Source organism: Streptomyces sp. NPDC039480, assembly GCF_055597165.1.
On the sequence record NZ_JBVITX010000014.1, the window covers coordinates 201,075 to 224,830 of the forward strand.

Consider the following 23,756-nt stretch of genomic DNA (forward strand, 5'->3'; position numbering starts at 1 on the left):
GCAGATTAGCCAACGGCGGATGGGCCGACCCACACCGCGCACCCCGGTGAGGACCTCGTGACGGTGCAGCGCATACCGTGCCGTACAACCGGGTTGATCTTTGGTTGACCAGCCCCGCTACGGGCTGTGCCCCGCGCAACGGCCCACGGAAGGAATGACTTGCCCGTCAAGACAGTGCAGATCGCCACCGCGGACGGCGTGGCCGACGCGTTCGTCGCCGTTCCCGACCAGGGAGAGCGGCATCCGGGAGTGCTGCTGTACCCGGACGCCTTCGGTCTGCGGCCCGAGTTGGAGAAGAAGGCCCGCGAGCTGGCCGGGCACGGGTATTACGTGCTCGTCCCCAACCTCTACTACCGGCACCGCCCGGCGCCGGTGCTCGACCTGCCCGAGCACATCGGGGCAGAGGCCAGGCCCGCGGTCTTCGCCCAGGCGATGCCGCTGGTCGAGGCGCACACCACCGAACGCGTGCTGCGGGACGCCGACGCCTACCTGACGTTTCTGACCGCCCAGCCCGAGGTCGGCGCCGGGCCGGTGGGTGTGATCGGCTACTGCCTGGGCGCCGCCCTGGCGATGCGCACCGCGACGGCCCACCCGGAGCTGGTGGCCGCCGTCGCCGGATTCCACCCCGGCTTCCTGGTGACCGACGCGGCCGACAGCCCCCACCGCCTCATCGACAAGCTGACGGCCGAGGTCCATATCGGCCTCGCCGAGGGCGACTTGACTCCTGAGGGGATCGACGAGCTCAACCGGGCCATGGACGCCGCGGGGGTCGAGTACAGCACCGAGATCTACCCCGATTCCGTGCACGGCTTCACCATGTCCGACACCGACGCCTTCAGCGCCTCCGCGCTGCAGCGGCACTGGGACCGGCTGCTGCCCCTGCTCGCCCGCACCCTGACCGACCGCTGAGGGTCGGCTGAGCCTCAGCGGCCCTGCGCGCCCTCCAGTTCCTTCTTGAGGTTGTGCAGGGTCCTGTCGATGTTCCGCACCTGGAACGCCGCGAAGGTGTGGCCTCCCGTGGCGATCCGGTCGAAGACGTTCGCCACGGGATCCGGCCAGGACCGCCGGTCGTCCGTCCAGGTCTCGGTCACCCGCGTCGCCGCCTCTCCCGCCACCTCGGGATCCGCTTCCTCGAAGCGGTACTCCCAGGTGGCGATGGGGGCGCGCAGGCGAGGGCGCTTGAGGCCGATCGCGTGGACCCGGAAGGCGAAGCGGCTGCCCGGGTCCGCCGCGGTCACCGTGCAGCGGGTGGTCCAGCGGACCGCTCCGCGCTTGTTGTGCCCGTCGAAGACCAGGCCCACCCGGGCAGGTTCGTCCGGGCCCGGCACGGTGGCGCCGAGGTTCTCCGGGCTCCAGCGGCCCATCCGCGCGGGCCGGCTGAGCTGCTCGTACACCGCTGTCGGCGGGGCCTGGACCACGATGCTGCGGGACACGGTGAACGTGCGGGCCATGGGGAATGCTCCGTTCCTGGACGGCCCCCGACCTTACCCGCCAGTAGGTCGGGCGGGAAGCGGCTGGTCCTGGCGGTCGGCGAACGGCGGTCGTGCCGGGGTTGCCCGCTCCCTCGACAGCGCTCTGACGATCTGCTGGGCGAGCAGCGGGTCCGCCGGGAGCGTGTGCGCGGCGAACCAGCGGGCGGCCGACGGGTCGGGGGACGGCTCGACGAACTCCGCGCCCGCGTAGTCGTCGAGCGGGGGGTCGTAGATGTATCCGGTGACCACGCCGTGCCGCACCAGGCGGTCCACCAAGGTGTCCCGGTCCTGGACCAGGAGCGGCACGCGGAAGAGCGGCGGAGGCGGCCCGTCGTCCGCGGTGCGGTCGCGGAGCGCCGGGGACGCCCAGGTGGTGCGCGCGAGCAGCGAGGCACCCACGGCGCGCCGTGCGAGGTCGTCGTCGATGCGGGCCGTTCGCAGTCTCAACTGGCCGCGGACCAGGGCCCCGTGGCGGGAGCGGTAGCCGTGCAGGTCCACGCGTACCCATGGTTCGTACGCGGTGAGGCTCGGCGCCTCGGAGGCGCAGCGGGCGAGGCGGGGCGCGTGGAGGTCCATGCGGAAGGTGTCGCGCTCCAGCATCCCGAGGCGCCGCATGGTGCGCCACACGGGGCGGACCAGGTGGAGGCGACGGACGGCTGAACGCGCCAGCGGGCGCAGTGTGGTGGTGAGGTCGGTGCGGAGGCTGCTCGGCACCAGGAGGTCGTCGCGCAGTGCTTCGAGTCTTCGGCGGGTGCGCTCGTCCTCGACGGCGAGGAAGCCGCCGGCCATCGCCGCCACGTGCTTGGAGAGGCTGAACGCCGCGGCCTTCCCGAACGTGCCGACCGGGCGGCCGTCCACGCGGGTGCCGATCGCGTGGGCGGCGTCCTCGAACAGCGGGATGCCCAACTGGCCGCAGCGGCGGCGCAGTTCGACGACGCGGTCGGGCATGCCGTACAGGTTCGTGGTGAGGACGGCGTCCACGTTCCGCCAGGTCTCCTCCGGGACGGCGGCGGGGTCGATGTTGCCGTCCCGGGCGGAGACGGGGGCCTGCACCGGGCGCAGGCCGGCCGCGAGGACCACGAAGAGGATCACGTCGTCGTTCACCGGCGACATCAGCACGCGCGCGCCGGGCCTGCACCAGTGCCGCAGCGCGAGGTAGAGCGCGAGCCGTGCCGATGGCGTGTAGAGGCATGGGCGCCCGAGCCGACGCGCCATCGCCGTGGCGAGCCCCGATCCGTACGACATGCTCAGCCTCCGTTGCCCTGGATGCCGTCGGGTGGGGGCGGGTCGCGGATCTCAGGCCGCGGTCCATGCCCCCATCCCCTGGCCTGAGAGGCTCAAAGGTCGCGAAACCGTACGCATGTGTCAAGAGAACCGACGGCCTCCGGTTACTGGCAGTACTCGGCTTCCATGACCGTCTGCATGGACCCCTGGTCCCAGTCGGCGTTGTAGCTGAAGGCGAGCTGGTGCCGGCCGTCCGCGGTGCTGACGGCCAGGGACAGCCAGCCCACCATGCCTCCGCCGTGGCCCCAGAGCGTCGTGCCGCAGCTCGTCGTCATGCGGGTGATGCCGAGGCCGTAGGCCATGTCCGGTGCGTTGGGGACTGTGACGGTGGTCTTCATCGCCTTGAGTTGCTTCGGTGGCAGGAGCTTGCCGCGCAGCAGGGCGTTGTAGAAGCGGTTCAGGTCGCCGGTGGTGGAGATGATGTCGCCGTCGGCCCAGCCCTGTGACCCGTTCATCTCGGTGATGTCGTCGATCCGGTCGGGGTGCGACGCGAAGAGCTTGGAGTAGCCGCGGCTGCTGGGCCGCGGCAGGTGGACGCTGTTGCCGGGGTTGGTGGTGGCCTTCAGCCCCAGGGGCTTGATGATGCGGTCGCGGACCTCCGCCTCGTACGTCCTGCCGCCGACCGCCTCGATGATGAGCCCGGCCAGGACGTAGTTGGTGTTCGAGTACGAGTGTCTGGCGCCGGGCTCGAACAGCGGCTTGTGGGCCAGGGCCACTCGCACGTGTTTCTCGGGCGGCAGGGTGTCGTAGCGGTGCTTCAGGTAGCCGTCGCCCCGCATGTACGTGTCGAGGTACTTCTCGTCGGCGAGGTAGTCGAACAGGCCGCTGGTGTGGTTCAGGAGCTGCCGGACGGTGATCTTGCGCCCGTCGTTTCCGTTGCCGCGGATCAGGCCGGGGAGGTGGCGCTCCACCTTGTCGTCGAGATCGAGCTCGCCCTCCGCCTCCAGTTGCAGAAGGACGGTCGCCACGAACGTCTTGGTGATGCTGCCGACGCGGAACCGGTCGTTCTTGCCTCGCGGGGCGCCCGTGGTGCGGTCCCCGACGCCCGATGTCGACGCCCAGACTCCGTGGCGGTCGCGTGCCTGTGCCGTGATGCCGGGGGTGTGGCCGGCCCGCACGGCGGCGTCCATGGCGCGCTGGGTGGCCCGATGGCCCTGCGCCGCGGGAGCCGTGTCGGGTGCCTTCGGTGTGTCCGGCACGGCCTGCGCCGGGGCGACGAAGGCCGTGGCGGCCATCGCGACCGCCACGAGACCCACCACGCCGGCCTTCGAGCTCTTCCGTAACGCCATTACGCACTCCTCGCTCTGGTCCGCGGGGCATCCGCAGCCCCTTGTGCGGCAAGACCGCGAACGGCCGCCCGAGGTTGAGGGAAGTCAGCCCGCCGTCCAACTGCGAAGCTTCTCGGGGTTGCGGATGGCCCAGATCCGCTTGATCTTCCGGTCCGCGACCTCGAATGCGAACACCGTCACGACGACGCCGTCCTGTTCGGCCACCACGCCGGGCTGGCCGTTGACCGTACGTTCCAGGAGTGTCATGCCGTCGGGCCTGCGGCGGGCGATCTCGACCCAGGCGCGCGCGACCTGCTCGCCGCCTTCGATGGGGTCCAGGAAGGTGGTGGCGAGGCCACCCCCGTCGCCGATCGCTGTGGCGTCGGGGTCGAGCAGGCCGATCAGGGCGTCGATGTCCTTGGCCTCCCACGCCTGCTTGAAGTCCCGGACGAGGCCGGCGCGCTCGGCCGACAAGGTCACGGAAGGCTGCGTGGCACGGGTGCGGCGACGGGCCGAAGAGGCCAGCTGGCGGCAGGCCGCCGGGCTGCGGCCGACGATCTCGGCCACTTCCGCGAAGGAGTAGCGGAAGACGTCGTGCAGGATGAACGCGACGCGTTCGGCCGGGGTCATCGAGTCGAGCACCACCAGGAAGGCCAGGTGGACCGACTCGTCCAGGGTCACCCGGTCGGCCGGGTCGACGGCCCCACCGCCCGGTCGACCGCTGATCCACTCCGTGGGCTCGGGCAGCGGCTCGGGGATCCATTCGCCGACGTATGTCTCTCGCCGGGCACGTGCCGAGCCGAGCACGTTGAGGCAGATACGGCTGGCGACCGTCGTCAGCCAGGCGCCGGGGGAATCGATGGCGTCCTGCTGCTGCCGGGACATGGCGTACCAGCGGGTGTACGTCTCCTGCACGGCGTCCTCGGCCTCGGCGAGGGAGCCCAGCAGCCGGTAGGCGAGATTGATCAAGTGGCGCCGCTCGCTCATGGGCGCGTCGAGTGCTGGTTCCGGCCTGCGCAGTCCTGGCACGGACGGCGGCGTGGTCATCGTGACGGCTCCCTCGGTCGTGTCTGCCTTCACCTGAACGACAAGACAGCGTGCCGGAAAGTGAGGCCGGCGCGTCACCTCACATTCGGTGGGGCCGGATTGTCGAAGTGCGAGACGAACTCGCCGACCGCTCCGCCGTGTTGGCGCGGCACCATCCCAGGGAGACACCATGAGCCTGTTCCGGCTTGACGCCAGCATCCATCCCGGCACCTCGGCCAGCGCCGAACTGGCCGACATCGTGGAAGCGGAGTGGACCGCGGCCCACCCGGACGAGCCGGTGGTGCGCCGCCATCTCGGCACCGATCCGTTGCCCGCCGACGCCTGGGCGCTTGCCCACATCGGCGCTCTGACGCCGGAACCCGACCGTACGCCCGCCCAGCGCGACGCCCGCCTGCTCGCCGCATCGCTCGTCGCGGAGCTGACGGCCGCCGAGGCGGTGGTGCTGGCCGTGCCGCTGTACAACTTCGGTGTCTCCCAGCACTTCAAGACCTGGGTCGACCTGGTCATCGCCGGGGCGCCCCTGGGCTGCCCGCTGCTCAAGGACAAGCCGACCGTCCTGGCCACCGTGCGGGGCGGCGGCTACACCAGTGGCACGCCACGCGAGGGCTGGGACCACTCCACCCCGTACCTCAGGCGCATCCTCGCCGACCTGTGGCAGGCCGACCTCACCGTCGTCGAACGGGAGCTCACCCTCGCCGCCACCTCCCCCGGCATGGAACAGCTCAGAGACCTCGCCGCCGACCTGCACACCAGAGCACTCGTCGCGGCGGGGGAAGCCGGCCGCGTGACCGCGACCAAATGAATCGAGTGAGGGGCGACATGGCGATGCATCAGGCAGCACTCAACAAAGCGGCGTTCAGTCGGCTGCACGAGGCCCAGAGCAGCGGTGACGTGGAGCTCTTCCGGAAGGCGGTCGACGAGGTCGTTGCCCCGGACGTGCTGATCCGCACGCCGTTGCCGGTCGACGCGACGGGAGCGGAAGCACTCAAGCAGGTGGGCGCGATGCTTCTCCGCGCGTTTCCCGACCTGAACGTCGAGGTCGCGGACGTGATCGCGGAGGGCGACAAGGTCGTCTACAGGAACACCGTTACCGGAACCCACCAGGGCGAGTACATGGGCGTCCCGCCGACCGGCAGATCCGTCACCTATAGAGAGATCATGATCGTCCGGTTCGCCGACGGCCGCATTGTGGAGACTATGGGGGGTCGTCGACGTCCTGGCACAGCTGAAACAACTCGGCGTGCTCCGGGCGTGAGCGGCAGACGGCGGGGCAGGCGTCAGCACGCCGTGTCGTTCCGCCAGACGAAGACCTCGGTGCTCGGGCTCGGTTCGGAGAACCGGCCCGACGCGGAGGCGTTCCCCAGCAGTCGGCGCAGGTCCGCCTCGAAGTGGTCGAGTTCGGCTCCGAACAGGTGCGGTGCCGAGCTCGACAGCGAGAACACACCCGCGACGACGTCGTCGGCCGAGCGTTCCAGGGCCGGTCCGCCGGGGACGACGTGGCGCTGGGGGCCGGAGAAGCCCGCCCGGGCGAACACCGCCGCCTCACCGCCGGGCGTGCCCCGCGGCAGCACTCCGCGTCCTGCCCGGCGGACCGGACCCAAGTAGCGCCTGACCAGTTCGGCCACGGCGTCGTGGGGCGGGGGCGGGTACGGGAGCCCCTCGACGGTCCGTGGCTCCGACTTCAGGTCGGAGATGTGCACCAAGGCGCCACCGGGGTGCAGCATGCGCTTGACGGTCGCCGCCACCAGGTCGCGGTCCATCCAGTGGAAGGACTGGGCGAAGGTCGCGACGGTGAAGGTGCCGAGCCCTGCGGGCAGTTCCTCGGCCCTGGCCCGCACCCAGCACGTCCGCCCGGCCACTCCCCTTGCGGCAGCGGCGCGGCCGGCTTCGGCGAGCATGTCGCCGTCCGGGTCCACGCCCACGACTTCGCCGAACAGCGGGGCCAGGGTCAGCGCGACGGTTCCCGGCCCGCAGCCCACGTCGATGAGGCGGCCTCGCCCGTCGAGGTGCAGGGCATCCGCGAGGGCGTCCGCCAGCCCGGGCGCGTAGGGAAGCCGTCCGCGCGCGTAGTAGGCGGCGGCTCCCGCGAACAACGTCTCGTCCCACTCCCAGTCGGCCACCATGCCCGCTCGCCACCTCTCGTACCACCGGCTACCGGCTACCGGTCCACTCCTGCGAGGAAGGTACGCGGCAGTGAGCGGTAATCTGGATCTTTTCCCGCCAGAGGAGTTGCACCAGTGGAGTTCCGGCTGCTCGGAGCGGTTTCCGTCGCCACTGAGGTCGGCGTGCTGCCGCTCGGTCCCGCCAAGCGGCGCAGCCTGCTCGCCGCTCTGCTGCTCAGGCCGAACCACCCGGTCCCCGTCGGCCAGTTGACGGAGGCACTGTGGGACCACGAGCCGCCGGTGCGGGCCCGCGGAGTCATCCAGGGGCATGTGTCGCGGCTGCGGGTCCTGCTCGCCGGTGCCGACGCCGACATGTTCGGCGTCGAGCTGGTCACGCAGGGCACGGCGTACGTCCTGCGGATGCCGGAGTCGCTGCTGGACGCGCACCGTTTCGAGGAGCTGGTGACGCTGGCCCGCAGCCAGCGTGCGCCCGCCGACGCCGTGGCGATGTACCAGGAGGCGCTGTCGCTGTGGCAGGGGCCCGCGTTGACCGGCGCGTTTCCGAGTCAGCCGCTGCAAACGGCCGCCCAGGCGCTGGAGGAACTCCGCCTCGCCTCGGTGGAGTCGCTGGCCACCGCCTACTCGCGGATGGGTGAGCACGCCCGGGCCGCGGCCGTGCTGCGCGCGGAGGCCGGTGTCCATCCGCTGCGCGAGTCGCTGGCCGCCGCGCTCGTGCGGGAACTGCAGCGGGCGGGGCGCCGTTCGGAGGCGCTCGACTGCTTCCACCGCACCCGGCGGCTGCTCGCCGACGAGCTGGGGGTCGACCCGGGCCGGGAACTGGCCGATGCCTACACCGATGTGCTGCGCGGGGAGGGGGAGGGAGGAGACGCGGCTCGGGAGCCGACTGCGGCCGCCCGGACCGGGGCCGGCGGGGCACCGGCTGCGGCGACCAGCACCCCCGCGCCGCCGGTGACCACGACCGTGGCCGCCGCCGCTCCCCCGCCGGCCCCCGGGATGCCGCCTTCCCCATCGCCTACGCCCTTGCCTCTGCCTCCACCCCTACCCTTGCCGGGCACGATCGATCTGCTGCCCCGCATGCCGCGCGGCTTCCACGGGCGCGCCGCGGAGCTCACCGCGCTCTCCCGGGCCGCTGCCGGTGAAGCGCCCGTCTGCCTGGTCACCGGACCCGCCGGAGTCGGCAAGACCGCTTTCGTGGCGCACTGGGCGCACCGCAACCGCGAACTGTTCCCCGGCGGCCTGCTCTACGCCGATCTGCGCGGCTTCAGCGACACGGGCGAACCGGCTCTCCTGGAAGTGCTGCGGGAGTTCCTGCTGGCGCTCGGTGTCGCGCCGCGTCGCGTCCCGGAGTCGGCAGGCGGCGCGTCCGCGCTCTTCCGGTCCCTGTGCGCCGACCGCCGACTCCTCGTCGTACTCGACAACGTACGTGCGTCCGAGCAGGTCAGGGAGTTGCTGCCGGGTGGTGCGGAGTGCGTGACCGTGGTCACGAGCCGGTACAGGCTGCGGGGGCTCATCGCGTCCGACGCCGCCCGGCCCGTCCCCTTGGACGTCCTCGAAGCGGAGGACAGCACCGCCCTGCTCACCGCGGTGCTCGGCAAGGAGCGGGTGCTCGCGGAGGAGGTGGCGGCGCGGCGTCTCGCGGAGTTGTGCGGGGGGCTGCCGCTCGCGCTGCGGGTGGCGGCCGCGAGGCTGGCGGACCAGCCGGACTGGTCGCTGAGCTCGATGTGTGCCGAGCTCTCGGACGAATCACGCCGGTTGAGCCTCCTGGACGTGGAGGACACGGGTGTCCGGGCGGCGCTGCGGCTGACCGTGCGCAGGCTGCCCGACGACGCCGCGCACCACTTCGCGCCGCTCGGACAGCATCCGGGCACGCACGTCGACCGGTACACGGCCGCGGCCCTCGCCGGCACGGACCCGGATACGGCCGAGGCGGCGCTCGACAAGCTCACGGCGGCACACCTCGTGATCAGGACCGCGCCGGACCGCTGGACGCTGCACGACCTCGTACGGCTGTACGCGCGCGGCCTGGACGCCGGGCCCGACGCCTTGACGCGCGGGCTCGACCACAGTGTGGCGACGGCGCTGGCCGCCGCCGACGCGGCCGAGCCCGGTGACGAGTCGTGCTTCACGCTGCCCACGGACTTCCGTACACCGCCGGCCACCAGGGAGTTCGCCGACCGCGAGCAGGCCATGGACTGGTACGCGGCCGAGCGTGACGACCTGACGCTGGCGGCGGCCGCGGCGCACGCCGCCGGGCTGCACGGCAGGACGTGGCGGATCATTCTGGCGCTCTGGCCGCAGATCGTGTGGCGGGTGCGGGACGACTGGACTCCCTTGCTGCGTACGGCACTTGCGGCGGCGGAGGCCGACGGCGACGCGCGCGCCGAGTCGCGGGTGCGTGCTCTGCTCGGCTGGGTCCTGACGGAGGAGGGCCGCACTCCTGAGGCGCTGGTCCATCTGGAGGCCGCGCCCGTACTCGCCGCCCGCGCCGGTGACACGCGCGGTGAGGCGACGGCGCTGATCAACCTGTCGCTCGCGCAGGCCGAACTCGGCAGCCCCGAGGAGGCGGCGGAGGGGTGCGCGCTCGCGGCGGAGCTCGCGCACAGCGTCGGGGACCGGAACACGGAGCGTCTGGCGCTGTACCACCTCGCCCGGCACCGTCTCGACGCGAGGGAGTGGCAGCCGGCCTTCGAGACGGCCGTCGCCGCCCTGGACCTCGACAGTCCGTCGGAGGCATCCCCCGCTGCCCGGGTGCTGCTGCGCACCGTGATCGGGCAGGCGCTGCTGGGGATGGGAGACGAGACCGAGGGCATCCGGCGCCTGGAGAGCGCGGCCCGCGACGCGGAGTCCTCGGGCTACGACGACGGCGCGGTCCGCGCGCTCGGCGCACTGCTACGGGTCTCGGCAGACGCGGGCCTGCAGGCGCGGTACGAGACGGCGATGGTGCGGCTGATGGCTCGGACGTGATGGGGGGGTAGTTGGTGGCTCGGACGGGGTGGTGGGGCGGCTGACGCGGCTCGTACGGGGTGGCGGCGCGGCTGACATGGCTCATACGGGATGGCGGCGCGGCTGACACGGCTCGTACGCGATGGTGGCCCGGCTGACATCGCTCGTACGGGATGGTGGCCCGGCTGACATGGCGCGTGCGTGGCGATGGCGCGTGCGGGACGGGGACCGCCCTGACAGTGGCGCTGGTGCTGGGACGGCCGTGCTGGTAGCGGCTGCGTGACGGTGGGGGCTGGCCGGGCCTGCCGCGACAGTGGCGAGTGTGTGCGGTGACGCCCGTGGCGATGGCGCTGGTGCCTGCGCGGCCACGACGGTGGCCCGCCGCTGTCGCGGCCGTCACGCTGACGGTGACGTGCGCGAGCCGGTGACGCACGTGGCGGTGCCGGCACAGCCGTGGCGACGGCGCGTGCATGCCGGTGACATCCCTGACGCGGCGCTGGTGCCGACGCCGGACGGTGGGGCATGCGAGCCGGTGGCGTCCGTGGCGAGGCGCTGATGCCACCAGGGCACGACGGCGGCGCGGTGCTGCCGCGGCCATGGGGGTGACGCCCGTGACGGTGCCGCTGGTGCCGGCACAGCCGTGGCGGCGGCGCGTGCGAGCCGGTGATGTCCCTGGCGTGGCGCTGGTGTCGGCGCAAGCGCGACGGTGGCGCGTGCGTGGCGGTGGTGTCGATGCCGGCGCGCCCCCGAGAGGGGTGGTGGGGGTGCCGCTGGCGGTCCGGCGACCGAGGGAGGGTCCGCGCCGTGGCCTGTCAGGTGTCCGGCGAGGTCTCCTCGTCGGGCGTGCGGGGGGCGGTCGTCGTCTGCGTGGCGTGCTCGGTGAGTTGTTGGTTCACCTCGCGTGCCTGCTCGGCCAGCGCGCGGGCCCGGGCCTCGGCCTGGTCCGCCCGGGCGTTGATCCGGGCGATGTCGTCCTCGATGACCTGGAGCGCCAGTGCGGTCGCGGCGTCGGCGTCCTGTGGAGGCAGGTCACCGGGGAGGCCCTCCAGGGCGTTCTTGACCGCGGGGATGCCGCCGCGGTCGTGGATCTCTTTCCAGTACGCGTAATCCATTGCGCCATCCTGGCCGATCGGCCGGGGCCGGCGCGAGCCGCGGCCCGCCCGGCGCCCGTGCCGCGCCGACGCCGGCGCCGCTAGGACGCCGGCCCGGTGGGCGTACCCGACCGGGCGGCGGGGGTGCTGAAGTCCAACAGGTCCTCGGCCGTCTGCTGCGTCTCCTCCGCGGCCTTGCGGGCGGTGGCGACGACGTCGCCGTGCTCCTGGACGAGGGTGTGATAGATCGGCGCCTGAGTGGCGTCATTGGCCGGCATGACCTGCGGCTCCTTGTTCGGTGACTGCGGTGATCGGGTCGGCCGTGTGCGGCCGACCCGCGACCTTACGCGAACTCGGTGCCCCGATGGCACCCGGCCCCGATCATGAGACGGCCGCTTGTGACCACCTTCACACGCGACGGCCGGCTCAGCCGCACTCGGTGTCCTGACCGGGCCTCTTGCCCGTGGCCAGGAAGCGGGTGACCGTCCGGTCGCCGCATGCGTTGCCGTTGGCGAGGTAGACGTCGTGGCCGGTGGCGTCGACCGTCACCATGACGGCGCGGCGGCCCAGCGCCTCGCGCAGCTTCAGGGCGCCGCTCAGCGGGGTGTTGGGGTCGCGCTCGTTCTGGACGAGGAGGATGTTGGACGGGCCGCGGTCGGTGATGCGGACCGGGGGCTCCTTCTGCTGGAACGGCCAGGCGGCGCAGAGCATCGCGTTCCTGGGCATGCCGGCGGTCAGCGGGTACTTGGCGCGGCTCTCGGTGACGCCCTTCTGATAGACGGCGGGTGAGGTTGGCCACGCGACGTCGTTGCAGAGGGTCGCGGAGCCGACGGAGACGGAGTTCCGCACCGCCTTCTCGGGCGGCGCCGGCGGTGCGGGCGGCAGTTGTCCCTTCTGGGCGCCGAGCATCAGCCGGGCGAGGCCGGGGAAGTCGTCGGGGTCGGCCATCGCGTTGAGCATGGTCTGACGCAGTACGTTGCCGTTCAGCACCGGCGGGTTGGCGCCGGGCCAGGGGATCGGTTCGCGGTCCAGGCGGGCGGCGAGGCGGAGGAAGAGCGGGCGCACTTCGGCGGCCGTGTCCGCCAGGCGGTTGTCGTTACCCGGCTCGGAGGCCCATGCGGCGAACTCCGGGAAGGTGTCCTCGACGCCCCGCTCGTGTGCCGCGAGCCAGCCGCGGCCGACGCGGCGCGGGTCGGGATCGTCGTTGCTGTCCAGCACGAACCGGTCGGTGCGATGCGGGAACAGCTGGCTGTAGACGGCGCCCGTATACGTGCCGTACGAGACCGCCCACGCCGAGAGTCTCTCCTCGCCGAGCGCGGCGCGGATGCGGTCGATGTCGCGGGCGTTGTCGGCCGTGCTGATGTGGCGCATCAGCTCGCCGCCGTTGCGTGCGCAGGCGTCGGACAGGCGTTTCGCCGTGACCATGTTCTGGGTGACGGAGCCGTCCGGGGTGGTCCAGGGGCGCAGGTTGGTCGGCGCGAGGTCGGCGTGTGCGAAGCCGCAGTCGACCGGGTTGGAGCGGCCGAGGCCGCGGGGGTCGAAGCCGATCAGGTCGTAGGCGTCCCGCACGCTCTGGGGCAGTTTCTGCCCCTTGCCGGACGGGTCGTTGATGCTGGACCCGCCGGGCCCGCCGGGGATCAGTAGGAGGGCGCCGCGCCGAGCCGCGGGCTTCTCACTGGGGATGCGGGAGACCGCGATCTCGATCTTCTTGCCTTCGGGGTGGGCGTAGTCCATCGGCACGTCGAGCGTCGCGCACTCCTGCCGGGTGTCCAGGCCCAGGCCCTCGCACTTCGTCCAGTCGAGCGCCGCGGTCGCGCCGGCGGTCGTCGACGCGGAGGCGGCGAGCGGTGTGGTGAGGGTGAGAACGGCGGCGGAGGCGGCGAGCAGGGCGGTGTTCCGCTTGATCTTCATCGTACGGAGGGTCTTGGTCACGTCGAGGATCTTCGTCATACGGAGGATCTTCGCCGCCGGGGAGGAGCGGCCACATCCTCCCAACTGGCGTATCCGCATGGGGGTTTACCCCGACCGGCCACCTAGGGGGCCGTGAGGAGCGCCCCTGTGCGGGTACTCGCGGACGGACGCAAGGAGGAGTCCATGCCACTCACGTTCCGCAAGAGTTTCCGGATACTTCCCGGGGTTCGACTGAACCTCAACAAGCACTCGTGGTCCCTCACCACGGGAGGCCGTGACGGGCCCCGGCGCACTCACAGCAGCACCGGCCGGCGCACCACGTCGATGGACCTGCCGGGTCCCTTCGGCTGGCGGCGCACGACGAAGCGCCGATGAAAGCCGGCCGGTAGCCGCCCGGTAGCCGCCACACACATAAATGCGATGCCGTGACGGGACAGGTCCTGTTACGGTCACCGCCATGAAGAAGCGTGCCGCGATGACGACGACGCCGGAGAGTGTCCCGGCGCGCTGAACGATGTGCTCAGTTCGAAGCCCCGGGGCGAGTGCCCCGGGGCTTCGTCGCGGAAGGTCACTCGCCCGATGTCCGCGAGGAGACCTCAAATGAACGACGTGACCCCGGCCGACGCCTACGCCGACGCCGCCGACCACCGCAGACTGGGCCGCGCACTCGGCCTGTTCGGCACCGATCCCCTGATGGGCGCCGGACTCCCATACTGGCTGCCGGCCGGTGCGGCCGTGCGGCACGCCCTGGAGGAGTACGTCCGCGACGCCGAACGGCGCGCCGGATACCGGCACGTGTACTCGCCCGTGCTCGGAAAGCGGGAGCTGTACGAGATCTCCGGGCACTGGTCGCACTACAGCGACGACATGTTCCCGCCGATGGACGTGGGCGGCGAACAGGTGGTGCTCCGGCCCAGCCTCTGCCCGCACCACGCGCTCATCTACCGCTCCCGGTCCCACAGTTACCGTGAGCTGCCGCTGCGCATGGCCGAGCTCGGCGGCATGTACCGCGCCGAACTCTCCGGCGTACTGGGCGGGTTGAACCGGGTGCGGGCCATCCACCTCAACGACGCCCACATCTTCTGCACCTTGGAGCAGGTCGCCGACGAGGCGAACGCCGCCCTGGGGATGATCCGTCGGGCGTACGACGCACTGGGCATCCGCCCGGCCCGCTTCCGGCTCTCCCTGCCCGGTCCCGGCGGCAAGTACGTCGCCGATCCGGAGAAGTGGCGGCGGTCCACCGCGCTGCTGACCGAGGTCCTCGACCGGTCGGGGCTGCCCTATGAGGCGGTCGAGGGCGAGGCGGCGTTCTACGGGCCGAAGATCGATGTCCAGGTCGTCGACGGAGCGGGCCGCGAGTCCACTCTCTCGACCGTCCAGATCGACTTCCACCAGCCCGAACGGTTCGATCTGCGCTACGTCGGCGCGGACGGCGCCAAGCACCGCCCGGTGATGGTCCACCGCAGCGTCATCGGCAGCGTGGAGCGAGCCGTCGCCCATCTCGTCGAACAGCACGGCGGGGCCTTCCCCGCCTGGCTCGCCCCGACCCAGCTGGTGGTGCTACCCGTCTCGGAGGCGCAACTGCCCGCTGCCGAGCGCCTCCTGCGGCGCTGCGCGGAGCTCGGGCTGCGGGCGGAGCTCGCCGGCCCCGGGGACGGAAGTCTGGGTGCTCGCGTCCGGGCCGCCCGTCTCGTGCCCTACCAGGCCGTCATCGGCGCGAAGGAGGACGCCGACGACCTGGTCGCCCTGCGGCTGCGGGACGGGCGGCGCCTCGACGCGCTGCCCGCCCCGGAGGCCCTGGCTCGCATCGGCGCCCTCGTCGGGGCGCACCGGGCCGAACTGTGGGACGCCTGAGCGCGCCGCGGCAGGAGGCGGGGGTCAGAATGCGCCGACGACCAGCGTTACGCCCATGACCGTCATCGTCGCCGCGATCAGGAAGTCCAGTGCCCGCCACGAGGCGGGCCGCGCGAAGAAGCCGCTGAGCAGCCGCGCGCCGTAGCCGAGCGCGGCGAACCAGCACACGCTGCCGAGCATGGCGCCGACGCCGAAGGCCCAGCGGAGCCCGTCGTGGCCGGCGGCGACCGAGCCGAGAAGGAGGACCGTGTCGAGGTAGACGTGCGGGTTGAGCCAGGTCATGGCCAGGCAGGCGAGCAGCGCGCCGCGCCGTGATCCTGCCATCTCGCCGGTGGCCGTCATCGCGGTGGGGCGCAGGGCGCGGCGCGCGGCGATGACGGCGTACGAGAGGAGGAAGCCTCCGCCTATCAGGCCGACGAGGGTCATCGCCGGGGGCCAGGCGGTCACGAGGGTGCCGACTCCGGCGACGCCCGCGCCGATGAGCACCATGTCGGAGAGGGCGCAGATGGCCACCACGCTGAACACCGCCTGACGTCGGATGCCCTGCCGCAGCACGAAGGCGTTCTGCGAGCCGATGGCGACGATGAGCGAGAGTCCGGTGCCGAATCCGGCAGCTGCGGCGGTCAGTGCTGTTCCCATGGCTTTGACGTTAAGGATCACTGACGTACTAAGTACAGGTAATGATTCTGATGTACCTTAAGCAATTGTGATGCCGCATACCGAGAAGGCCAAAGAGGCCGGGCAGACGAGTCTTCCGTCCGGGGCGCTCTCGGAGCTGCCGCTCGAGCATGTGCGAACGCTCCTCGCCGTCGTCGACGAGGGCACCTTCGACGCCGCGGCGGCCGCCCTGCACGTCACACCCCCCGCAGTCAGTCAGCGCGTCAAGGCACTGGAGCGCCGCACAGGGCGGGTGCTGCTGATGCGCACGAAACCGGTGCGGCCCACCGAGTCGGGGCAGGTCGTCGTGCGGTTCGCCCGGCAACTGGCCCGCCTGGAGCGGGACGCGCGCGCCGAACTCGGCATCAGCGACACGGGCGAGCCCGCCGTCCTGCCGGTCGCGGTGAACGCGGACTCGCTCGCGACCTGGTTCCTGTCCGCCCTGGCCCGGCTCCCCGATGAGCCGCGGATCTGTTTCGAGCTGCGGCGCGAGGACGAGGACCACACGACGTCGCTGCTGCGCGAAGGCTCGGTGATGGCCGCGGTCACGTCGTCGCCGGACGCGGTGTCGGGCTGTACGGTGCGGCGGCTCGGGCGGATGCGGTATCTGCCGGTCGCCTCGCCCGGCTTCGCGGCACGGTGGCTCGGTGACTGGCCGCGCGTGCCGCTCGGGGAGGTCCTCGCGGACGCGCCCGGGGTGTTCTTCGACCGTCGCGACTGTCTGCAGGACGACTTCGCGCGCAAGGTGACGGGCGGGCGCGGGGCGAGCCCACTGCGGCACTACGTCCCTTCGTCGCGCGGGTTCCTGGAGGCGGTCGAGGCCGGTCTCGGCTGGGGCGTGGTGCCGCAGGCCCAGGCCGAGCCCCGGTTGCGGGCGGGCGCGCTGACCCTGCTCGACGCCGACCGGGTCGTGGACGTACCGCTGTTCTGGCAGCAGTGGAAACTCGACTCCCCGGCGCTCGCCGCGCTGGCGGACGCGGTGGTGGCCGCGGCCGGCGAGGCCCTGGACCAGTGACACGCGGCGGACGGGCGGCGGACAGAACGTGCGCTGCGGGCGACTCGTGTCTAGCGTCACTGGCATGACGACTGATCCGCGGAGTTACGAGCTTCTGCTGGTGCCCGAGTTCACCGAGCGCGGGACGGGGACGATCGGCGGTGACAGCGCGCTGCGGTCCGCGGTGGTGGTCGCCACCGGGGAGACCGGCGCGTCCGGCTACCCGCGCTACGTCGGGGGCGGCATGGAGGCCGACATCGACCCGGCGACGCGGTCCGTCGAGGCGCTGCTCGTCGACGGGGCGGAGCTGGACTACGGGCTCTCGGTGCGAGTCGCGGACCGGTCGGACGGCTGACGTTCCGGTACCGCGCTGACCTCAGACGGTCGCAGACGGTCGCAGACGGACTCAGACGGTGAAACAGCGTTTGAGGGGAACCCTCGTGTCGAACGCCACCCCACGTGCACCACGCGGTGGCGTCCGACAGAACTGAACGCGGAATTCCACGAGGGATTCCACACCGAGGAGCGAAAAACGAGTGGCCGAGCAACTCACCCATCAGTCCGGCGACGAGTCCGTCGGCCTGAAGAAGGCACTGACGACTCCCCTGCTCTACTTCTTCATCCTCGGAGATGTGCTGGGGGCGGGGGTGTACGTCCTCGTCGGGCAGGTCGCCGCCGAATCGGGCGGCGCCGTCTGGGTGCCCCTGGTCCTCGCCCTGCTGCTCTCGCTGCTGACGGCCTCCTCGTACGCCGAGCTGGCCACGAAGTATCCGAAGGCCGGGGGCGCCTCCCACTACGCGACGCTCGCCTACGGGCCCTTCGCCGGTTTCCTGGCCGGGTTCTGCATGCTGGCGGCGGGCATCGTCTCCGTGGCCGCGCTGGCCCGGGGCTTCGCCGGGGAGTATCTGACCGCCTTCGTCACCCTGCCTGTCGTCCTGGTGGCGGCTCTCTTCCTGGGCGCCCTGGCCCTCCTCAACGCCCGCGGCATCAGCGAGTCCACCCGCGCCAACGTCGCCGCGACGATCATCGAGGTGGGCGGTCTCCTGCTGGTCGTCGGCCTCGGCGTGTGGTTGTTCCTGCGCGGCGACGGCGACGCAGGGAGGCTCGTCCAGCTCGGCACCGCGGAGAAGGGGGCCGCGGCCGGGGTCCTGAGCGGCACGGTGCTCGCGTACTACTCCTTCGTCGGCTTCGAGACCTCCGTCAACGTCGCGGAGGAGACCCGCGACCCACGCCGTTCCTACCCCCGCGCCCTCTTCGGCGCCCTGGTGACGGCGGGCGCCGTCTACGCCCTCGTCGGGATCGTCGCCTCGGTGGCCGTCCCCACCGAGACGCTGGCCGACTCCAGCGGCCCGCTGCTCGAAGTGGTGCGGGAGGCCGGCGGGGTGCCGCCGAAACTGTTCAGCGCCATCGCCCTCGTCGCCGTCGCCAACGGCGCGCTGCTCACCGGCATCATGAGCTCGCGGCTGGCCTACGGCATGGCGCGGGACGGGCTCCTGCCGCGCTTCCTGACCCGTGTGCTGCCCGGCCGCCGCACCCCGTGGGCGACCATCGCGGTCACGACCGTCCTCTCGTTCCTGCTGGCCCTGACGGGGGACGTGGAGACGCTCGCGTCGACCCTCGTGCTGCTACTCCTGGTCGTGTTCTTCCTCGTCAACACCGCTGTCCTCGTGCTGCGCCGCGACCGCGTGGAGCGCCCCCACTTCCGGGCGTACACCGCCCTCCCGGTCCTCGGCGCGCTCTCCTGCGTGCTGCTCGCCACGCAGATCGAGGCCGAGGTGTGGACCCGCGGCCTGATCATCCTCGCGGTCGGCGTGGCCCTCGGCGCGGTGTCCGCCGTGCGCCGCCGCAGGGCGTCATCGCCGCGCTGAGGCTTCTACGCCGAGGCCGGGCCGGGCAGGGGCGACACCGGGCGCTCGAAGAACGTCTCCAGGGAGACGGTGGCCTGTGTGCCGCTGACCCCTTCGATCGCGTACAGGCGGCGGAGCACGTCCTGCAGCTGCTCGGTCGTGGCCGTGCGGACCTTCACAAGGACCGAGGCGCTGCCCGCGATGACGTGCGCTTCCTGTATCTCGGGGATCGCCGCGAATGCGTCCGCGGACTCCCCCATCCACGCCGTCGATTCGACCATCACGAAGGCGAGCACCCCGCGGTCGAGCGCGGCGGGGTCCACCTCGACGGTCGTACGCCGGATGACGCCGCGCTCGCGCAGCTTGCGGACCCGCTCGTGGGCGGCGCCCGCGGAGAGACCTGCTCCCTTGCCCAGGGCGGCGTACGAGATCGTCGCGTCCTCCTGGAGGAGGGCGATCAGCCGACGGTCCATGTCATCCACAGTCACCATGGCGCAACCATACAGCGTTCTGGCATAGTCATGATCGTCCGAACAACATTCGGTTCTTCACCGCTAAGGGGTATTCATGTCCGGCGACGACAGCACCTCCCTGTACGAGATCCTGGACGAGCGGTTCCGTACGGGGCGGTGTGCGAACGGGGACGACCGGCTGGAGAAGCTGTACGGGGGCTGCCGGTGGGCCGAGGGTCCGCTCTATCTGCCCGCCTGGCGTCAGCTCGTCTGGAGCGACATCCCGAACGACCGGCTGCTGCGCTGGGACGAGGAGACCGGCGCGGTCTCCGTGTTCCGCTCGTCGGCCGGGCACGTCAACGGCAACACCATCGACCGCGAAGGCCGGCTGATCTGCTGCGAGCAGGGCAACCGCCGGGTCACCCGCACCGAGCCCGACGGCCGGATCACCGTGCTCGCCGAGCGGTTCGAGGGGAAGCGGCTGAACAGCCCGAACGACGCGGTCGTCCGCTCGGACGGTTCGGTGTGGTTCTCGGACCCGGACTTCGGGATCACCAGCGACTACGAGGGCAACCGCGCCGACCCCGAGATCGACGGCCGCAACGTGTACCGGATCGACCCGTCGACGGGCGAGGTGCGGCTGGTCGCGGACGGCTTCGGGGCGCCGAACGGCCTGGTGTTCTCGCCCGACGAGCGGCAGTTGTACGTCTCCGACACCGGGGCCGGCTGCATCCGGGTCTTCGACGTGCGCGAGGACGGCACGCTCTCCGAGGGCAGGGTGTTCGCCGAGGCGAAGGACGACGTCGGCCGGTTCGACAACCTCCGCTTCGACGACGGCGGCCGCCTGTGGGCCGCCGTCATCGAGGGAGGGGTGCACTGCTACGACCCCGACGGCACCCTCATCGGACGGCTGCGGGTGCCGGAGCCGGTGTCGAACATCGCCTTCGGCGGCCCGAAGAACAACCGGCTCTTCATCACGGCGACGAGCTCGCTCTACTCACTGGTGATGGCCGTGACGGGGCTGCCGCGGGTGCGCGCCTGATCGGGCGCGGCGCGCGGGTGCGGCCCGCTCACTCCGTGGCTTCCGCCTCCACCGGCTTGGGGATGAGGAAGGACGTCGCGAAGGCCGCCGCGATGAGGGCGACTCCGGCGATCATGCCTGCCGTGTAGCCGGCGGGCGACGTCTTGTCGGCCGGTTCCGCGGCGGTCTGCACGGCGTAGAGGACGGCGAAGCTGAGGCCCGCGCCGAGGTTGAAGGCGCCCGCGTTCAGACCGGGCAGGAAGCCCGGGTTCTCCTTCGGGGAGAGCACGATGCCGAGGCCGTTGAGGACGATGTTACCCACGCCCGCGTAGGTCACGCCGATGAGGATCGACGCGGCGAGGAGGAGCAGCCGCGAGTCGGCGTGCAGTGTGAACAGCATCAGCGTGACCGTCACGGCCGAGCCGATGAGGCCGAGGCGCAGGATGCGGCCGTAGCCGTACGTGGCGGCGAGGCGTCCGGCGAGCGGGCCCATGGCGAGGCCCGCGAGGGCGTACGGCGTCAGGGTCCACCAGGCGGACTGCTCGGCGCTCATGCCGAAGCCTGCCTGCGCGTCCTGCGCGAAGGCGGGGATCATGCCGTTCATGACGGCGAACACGCCGGTCATGGTGAGGACCGTGGTGAGCAGCAGCGCCCAGGTGGAGCGCTGCCGCAGGTGGCGGGTGGCGACCAGGGGGTGGCTGCTCCGGTCCTCGATGCGCCAGAACAGGGCGAAGGCGATGGCGGTGACGACGAACAGGGCGACGACGAGCGGCCAGTTCGCGTTGCCGAGCTTGCCCGCCTCGTTCAGGGCGATGAGGGCCGCGCCGACGGAGATGACCAGGAGGGTGACTCCGGGCCAGTCCATGCGGGTGTCGGTGGTGTCGACCGCCTTCGACTCGGGGGTGAGGACGGCGACGAGGACCGTGGCGAGCGCGGCCACCCCTGCCATGGTCCAGAACACCGACTGGAAGCCGTGGTGGTCGGCGAGGTAGCCGCCCGCGAGGGAGTCGACGCCGGCGATGCCGCCGTTGACGGCGGTGATGACGCCGAGCAGTGTGCCGTACTTCTTCGGCTCGTGGACCTCGTTGCGCAGCATGATCAGGCAGAGCGGCACGGTGGGTCCTGAGACGCCCTGGATGACGCGGCCCGCGAAGAGCATCGGCACGCTCTCGGCGAGCGCGGCGACGACGCAGCCGACGACCATGAGCGCCAGCATTCCGGTGAGGACTCTGCGCCGGCCGATGAGGTCGCCGAGGCGCGGCAGGAAGAGCGAGAAGAGCGCGGCCGAGGTGAAGAACGCGGTCTGGGTGAGGCCGATCTCGGCGGAGGTCGCGCCGAGGGAGTCCTCGATGTTCTTCAGGGCGGGGCTGAGCATGCTCGCGTTGAGCTGGAAGGCGAAGCAGGCCGCGAGGAGCGCGGTGACCAGGACGCCGATGCGGACCGGACGGGAGCCGCGGGCGCCGCCGGGTGCGGCGGCAGGCTCGGTGAAGGAGGCGTTCATGCGCTGACGTCGCCGATCCGCTCGAGGGCGTCCACGATCAGGTCCCAGAAGCGCGTGTGGTCCAGGTCGACGGCGACCTGAGTGTGGCAGTCGTCGGGGGCGGGCGCGCGGAAGTCCGTCACGGTCATGCCGAGCGTGAGCGTGCCGGTCAGCTCGACGTCGACGGGCGCCTTGCGGACCGTCATGACGCTCGGGTCGATGACGTACGCGACGGCGCACGGGTCGTGGACCGGCGGCGCCTCGAAGCCCTGGGCCTCCAGGTACATGGCGCCGAAGAAGTCGAGGAGCTCGTTGACGAAGAGGGCGGGCTTGGTGCCGACCTTCGCGATGCGCTCGATGACCTCGGGGGTGGCGAGGGCCTGGTGGGTCAGGTCGAGGCCGACCATGGTGACGGGCCAGCTCTCGTTGAAGACGATGTGCGCGGCCTCGGGGTCGATCTTGATGTTGAACTCGGCGACGGGGCTCCAGTTGCCCGTGTGGTAGCCGCCGCCCATGAGGACGACCTCGCGGACGCGCTCGACGATGCGGGGCTCCTTGCGGGCGGCCAGGGCGATGTTGGTGAGGCCCGCGGTCGGGACGATGGTGATCTCGCCGGGCTCGTGGGCCATGACCGTGTCGATGATGAGGTCGACGGCGTGGCGCTCGTCCAGGGCGAGGGTGGGCTCGGGCATCAGGGGGCCGTCGATGCCGCTCTCGCCGTGGATGTCCGGGGCGTTCTCGACGTCGCGTACGAGGGGACGGGGGCATCCCGCGGCGAAGGGGACGCCGGTGATGTTCGCGATGCGGGCCACCGACAGGGCGTTGCGGGTGACCTTCTCCAGGGTCTGGTTGCCCACCACGGTGGTGACGGCTACCAGCTCGACATCCGGGTTGCCGTGCGCCAGGAGCATGGCGATGGCGTCGTCATGTCCGGGGTCGCAGTCCAGGATGATCTTTCGGGGCATCGCGGAACCTCTTTGTTCGGCTGAGCCGGCGCTGCGCGGCGACGGCTCGGGAAAACGTTCTCCGAAGACTGTGTGCACAGGTGCGAATTATGTCAATGGCCGAAACCACACCCCTGCAAACGCGCCCGGAACGGACAGGGACCGGAGCGGGGCAACTATGACGCAACCGGCGTAATTTGCCCTCGAAACAGGGTCTGGTCGTGGGGAACGCCCGCTGATAACGTTTGCCGAAATTTGATCGGCTCGTCGAAAGGGTGGGCGCGGCGTGGGGGACGTAACGCTGAGAGATGTGGCCCGGGCCTCCGGTTGCTCCGTCGCCACGGTCTCCCGGGTCCTGGCCGGCACGCGCCCCGTCGGCGCGGAGACCGCCCGCCGTGTCCGCGAGGCGGCGGACGCGCTCGGCTACCGCCCCAACCACGCGGCCCGCGCCCTGCGCAGCCGCTCCACGGGCACGGTCGGGCTGGTCCTGCCGCAGATCACGAACCCCTTCTACCCCACGCTGGTGCGGGAGTTGACGCACGTCCTGCACGCCGACGGACGGGCCGTGCTGCTGGCCGACTGCGACGACGACCCGGTGGCCGAGGCGGAGTACATCGCCGACCTGCTGAGCCGGCAGGTGGACGCGCTCCTCGTGATCCCGGCGGACGAGGAGCGCAGCCGGGCGGCTGTGGCCGCGGCTGCGGCGCGGGTGCCTCTCGTCCTGATGGACCGTGGCTGCGGTCCGGGCATCGCCGACTCCGTCGCCGTCGACAACACCGCGGGCATGGCTCTCGTCCTCGACCATCTGGCCGCCGCGGGGCGTCGCCGGGTGTGCTTCCTGGGTGCGGCGGGGACGGCTTCGGCGGCCGTCGAGCGGCTCGCCGCCTACGCCGCGGGGGCCGGCGCACTCGACCCCGGCGCGCCGGACCGGGTGGCCCTCGGCGACTTCTCCGTCGAGTGGGGGCGGGCCGCGGTCGACGAGGTGTGGCCCGCCCGGCCCGACGCCCTCGTCTGCGCCAACGATCTGATCGCCATCGGGGCGCTGCAACGCCTGCAGCAGCTCGGCGCCGACGTGCCCGGCGAGGTCGCCGTCACCGGCTTCGACGACATCCCGATGGCGGCACTCTCCGCCCCGGGCATCACCACGGTCCGCCAGCCGGTGGCCGAGCTGGCCGCAGAGGCGGCACGACTCCTCGGCGACCGCCTCTCCGACGGCACGGACGGGCCACGCCGCGCGATTCGGCTCGCTCCCGCACTTGTGGTGCGGGAGTCGAGCACGCGGGACACACCGGGGAGCGGACGGTTCGGTGTACCGCCGGCGGCGCGGTCGGCGGAACCGGTCAGCGCCACGACCGTCACGTGAGAACC

Annotated in this window: 22 protein-coding genes and 1 pseudogene; 11 read left to right on the forward strand and 12 right to left on the reverse strand. The window is 71.9% G+C overall.

Features of this window, described 5'->3' with window-relative positions:
- Nucleotides 1-159: 159 nt before the first annotated feature.
- Nucleotides 160-909 (forward strand): dienelactone hydrolase family protein, encoded by a 750-nt coding sequence (locus ACZ56E_RS35195; protein ID WP_471220596.1) that lies wholly within the window; start codon nt 160-162, stop codon nt 907-909.
- Between the two features lie 14 nt (nt 910-923).
- Here the strand turns inward: ACZ56E_RS35195 and ACZ56E_RS35200 are convergent, their stop codons facing one another.
- From ACZ56E_RS35200 to sigJ, 4 genes are all read right to left on the reverse strand, one after another.
- Nucleotides 924-1,451 (reverse strand): SRPBCC family protein, encoded by a 528-nt coding sequence (locus tag ACZ56E_RS35200; protein WP_468611781.1) that lies wholly within the window; start codon nt 1,449-1,451, stop codon nt 924-926.
- A gap of 33 nt (nt 1,452-1,484) precedes the next feature.
- Nucleotides 1,485-2,717 carry a DegT/DnrJ/EryC1/StrS family aminotransferase gene (locus tag ACZ56E_RS35205; RefSeq protein ID WP_471220598.1) on the reverse strand — a complete coding sequence of 411 codons (1,233 nt, stop codon included), beginning with the start codon at nt 2,715-2,717 and terminating at the stop codon, nt 1,485-1,487.
- 143 nt (nt 2,718-2,860) lie between these two features.
- Nucleotides 2,861-4,045, reverse strand: coding sequence for a serine hydrolase domain-containing protein (locus ACZ56E_RS35210; RefSeq protein ID WP_471220600.1), 1,185 nt, complete (start codon nt 4,043-4,045; stop codon nt 2,861-2,863).
- Nucleotides 4,046-4,129: 84 nt separating this feature from the next.
- Entirely contained in the window at nt 4,130-5,071 is a 942-nt protein-coding gene (sigJ, locus tag ACZ56E_RS35215) for an RNA polymerase sigma factor SigJ (RefSeq protein ID WP_471220602.1), read from the reverse strand.
- Between the two features lie 169 nt (nt 5,072-5,240).
- Here sigJ and ACZ56E_RS35220 point away from each other — a divergent pair, with 169 nt between their 5' ends.
- Both ACZ56E_RS35220 and ACZ56E_RS35225 read left to right on the forward strand, forming a co-directional pair.
- Nucleotides 5,241-5,873 (forward strand): FMN-dependent NADH-azoreductase, encoded by a 633-nt coding sequence (locus tag ACZ56E_RS35220; protein WP_471220605.1) that lies wholly within the window; start codon nt 5,241-5,243, stop codon nt 5,871-5,873.
- Nucleotides 5,874-5,896: 23 nt separating this feature from the next.
- Nucleotides 5,897-6,208, forward strand: a pseudogene (locus ACZ56E_RS35225) (ester cyclase); the annotation flags it as partial.
- A gap of 140 nt (nt 6,209-6,348) precedes the next feature.
- Here the strand turns inward: ACZ56E_RS35225 and ACZ56E_RS35230 are convergent.
- Complete coding sequence (locus tag ACZ56E_RS35230) at nt 6,349-7,194, reverse strand: class I SAM-dependent methyltransferase (RefSeq protein WP_471220607.1); 846 nt, start codon at nt 7,192-7,194, stop codon at nt 6,349-6,351.
- Between the two features lie 114 nt (nt 7,195-7,308).
- Here ACZ56E_RS35230 and ACZ56E_RS35235 point away from each other — a divergent pair, with 114 nt between their 5' ends.
- The gene (locus ACZ56E_RS35235; protein WP_471220608.1) at nt 7,309-10,158 is read left to right on the forward strand and encodes an AfsR/SARP family transcriptional regulator; all 2,850 of its coding nucleotides are present in this window, start codon (nt 7,309-7,311) and stop codon (nt 10,156-10,158) included.
- Between the two features lie 791 nt (nt 10,159-10,949).
- Here the strand turns inward: ACZ56E_RS35235 and ACZ56E_RS35240 are convergent.
- From ACZ56E_RS35240 to ACZ56E_RS35250, 3 genes are all read right to left on the reverse strand, one after another.
- The gene (locus ACZ56E_RS35240; RefSeq protein ID WP_471220610.1) at nt 10,950-11,249 is read right to left on the reverse strand and encodes a hypothetical protein; all 300 of its coding nucleotides are present in this window, start codon (nt 11,247-11,249) and stop codon (nt 10,950-10,952) included.
- A gap of 80 nt (nt 11,250-11,329) precedes the next feature.
- Nucleotides 11,330-11,506 carry a hypothetical protein gene (locus ACZ56E_RS35245; protein WP_468611768.1) on the reverse strand — a complete coding sequence of 59 codons (177 nt, stop codon included), beginning with the start codon at nt 11,504-11,506 and terminating at the stop codon, nt 11,330-11,332.
- A 148-nt stretch (nt 11,507-11,654) separates the two neighbouring features.
- Nucleotides 11,655-13,178, reverse strand: coding sequence for an alpha/beta hydrolase (locus tag ACZ56E_RS35250; protein WP_471220613.1), 1,524 nt, complete (start codon nt 13,176-13,178; stop codon nt 11,655-11,657).
- 144 nt (nt 13,179-13,322) lie between these two features.
- Here ACZ56E_RS35250 and ACZ56E_RS35255 point away from each other — a divergent pair, with 144 nt between their 5' ends.
- Nucleotides 13,323-13,514: a DUF4236 domain-containing protein gene (locus tag ACZ56E_RS35255; protein WP_471220615.1), complete on the forward strand. Its 192-nt coding sequence runs from the start codon at nt 13,323-13,325 to the stop codon at nt 13,512-13,514.
- Nucleotides 13,515-13,655: 141 nt separating this feature from the next.
- Nucleotides 13,656-14,993, forward strand: a complete 1,338-nt coding sequence (thrS, locus tag ACZ56E_RS35260) for a threonine--tRNA ligase (protein WP_471220617.1) — start codon at nt 13,656-13,658, stop codon at nt 14,991-14,993.
- Nucleotides 14,994-15,017: 24 nt separating this feature from the next.
- Here thrS and ACZ56E_RS35265 read toward each other — a convergent pair whose 3' ends face one another.
- The gene (locus tag ACZ56E_RS35265; RefSeq protein ID WP_471220619.1) at nt 15,018-15,632 is read right to left on the reverse strand and encodes a LysE/ArgO family amino acid transporter; all 615 of its coding nucleotides are present in this window, start codon (nt 15,630-15,632) and stop codon (nt 15,018-15,020) included.
- Between the two features lie 70 nt (nt 15,633-15,702).
- Here ACZ56E_RS35265 and ACZ56E_RS35270 point away from each other — a divergent pair, with 70 nt between their 5' ends.
- The 3 genes from ACZ56E_RS35270 (at nt 15,703) to ACZ56E_RS35280 (ending at nt 18,512) form a co-directional block, all read left to right on the forward strand.
- Nucleotides 15,703-16,665 (forward strand): LysR family transcriptional regulator ArgP, encoded by a 963-nt coding sequence (locus ACZ56E_RS35270; RefSeq protein WP_471220620.1) that lies wholly within the window; start codon nt 15,703-15,705, stop codon nt 16,663-16,665.
- Between the two features lie 64 nt (nt 16,666-16,729).
- Nucleotides 16,730-16,999, forward strand: a complete 270-nt coding sequence (locus ACZ56E_RS35275) for a hypothetical protein (RefSeq protein WP_471220622.1) — start codon at nt 16,730-16,732, stop codon at nt 16,997-16,999.
- Nucleotides 17,000-17,180: 181 nt separating this feature from the next.
- Complete coding sequence (locus tag ACZ56E_RS35280) at nt 17,181-18,512, forward strand: APC family permease (protein WP_471220624.1); 1,332 nt, start codon at nt 17,181-17,183, stop codon at nt 18,510-18,512.
- 5 nt (nt 18,513-18,517) lie between these two features.
- Here the strand turns inward: ACZ56E_RS35280 and ACZ56E_RS35285 are convergent, their stop codons facing one another.
- Entirely contained in the window at nt 18,518-18,973 is a 456-nt protein-coding gene (locus ACZ56E_RS35285; protein WP_468612022.1) for an Lrp/AsnC family transcriptional regulator, read from the reverse strand.
- 85 nt (nt 18,974-19,058) lie between these two features.
- Here ACZ56E_RS35285 and ACZ56E_RS35290 point away from each other — a divergent pair, with 85 nt between their 5' ends.
- A complete protein-coding gene (locus ACZ56E_RS35290; protein WP_471220626.1) occupies nt 19,059-19,985 on the forward strand; it encodes an SMP-30/gluconolactonase/LRE family protein in 927 nt (308 codons plus the stop codon).
- 28 nt (nt 19,986-20,013) lie between these two features.
- Here the strand turns inward: ACZ56E_RS35290 and uriT are convergent, their stop codons facing one another.
- On the reverse strand, nt 20,014-21,465 hold the full coding sequence (gene uriT, locus ACZ56E_RS35295) for a uridine transporter UriT (RefSeq protein WP_471220629.1): 1,452 nt from the start codon (nt 21,463-21,465) through the stop codon (nt 20,014-20,016).
- On the reverse strand, nt 21,462-22,409 hold the full coding sequence (gene uriH / locus ACZ56E_RS35300) for a uridine-preferring nucleoside hydrolase UriH (RefSeq protein WP_471220631.1): 948 nt from the start codon (nt 22,407-22,409) through the stop codon (nt 21,462-21,464). The genes uriT and uriH overlap by 4 nt, the downstream gene beginning before the upstream one ends.
- A 265-nt stretch (nt 22,410-22,674) precedes the next feature.
- On the opposite strand from uriH, the gene ACZ56E_RS35305 reads away from it, so the two are divergent.
- Entirely contained in the window at nt 22,675-23,751 is a 1,077-nt protein-coding gene (locus ACZ56E_RS35305; protein WP_471220634.1) for a LacI family DNA-binding transcriptional regulator, read from the forward strand.
- Nucleotides 23,752-23,756 lie beyond the last annotated feature (5 nt).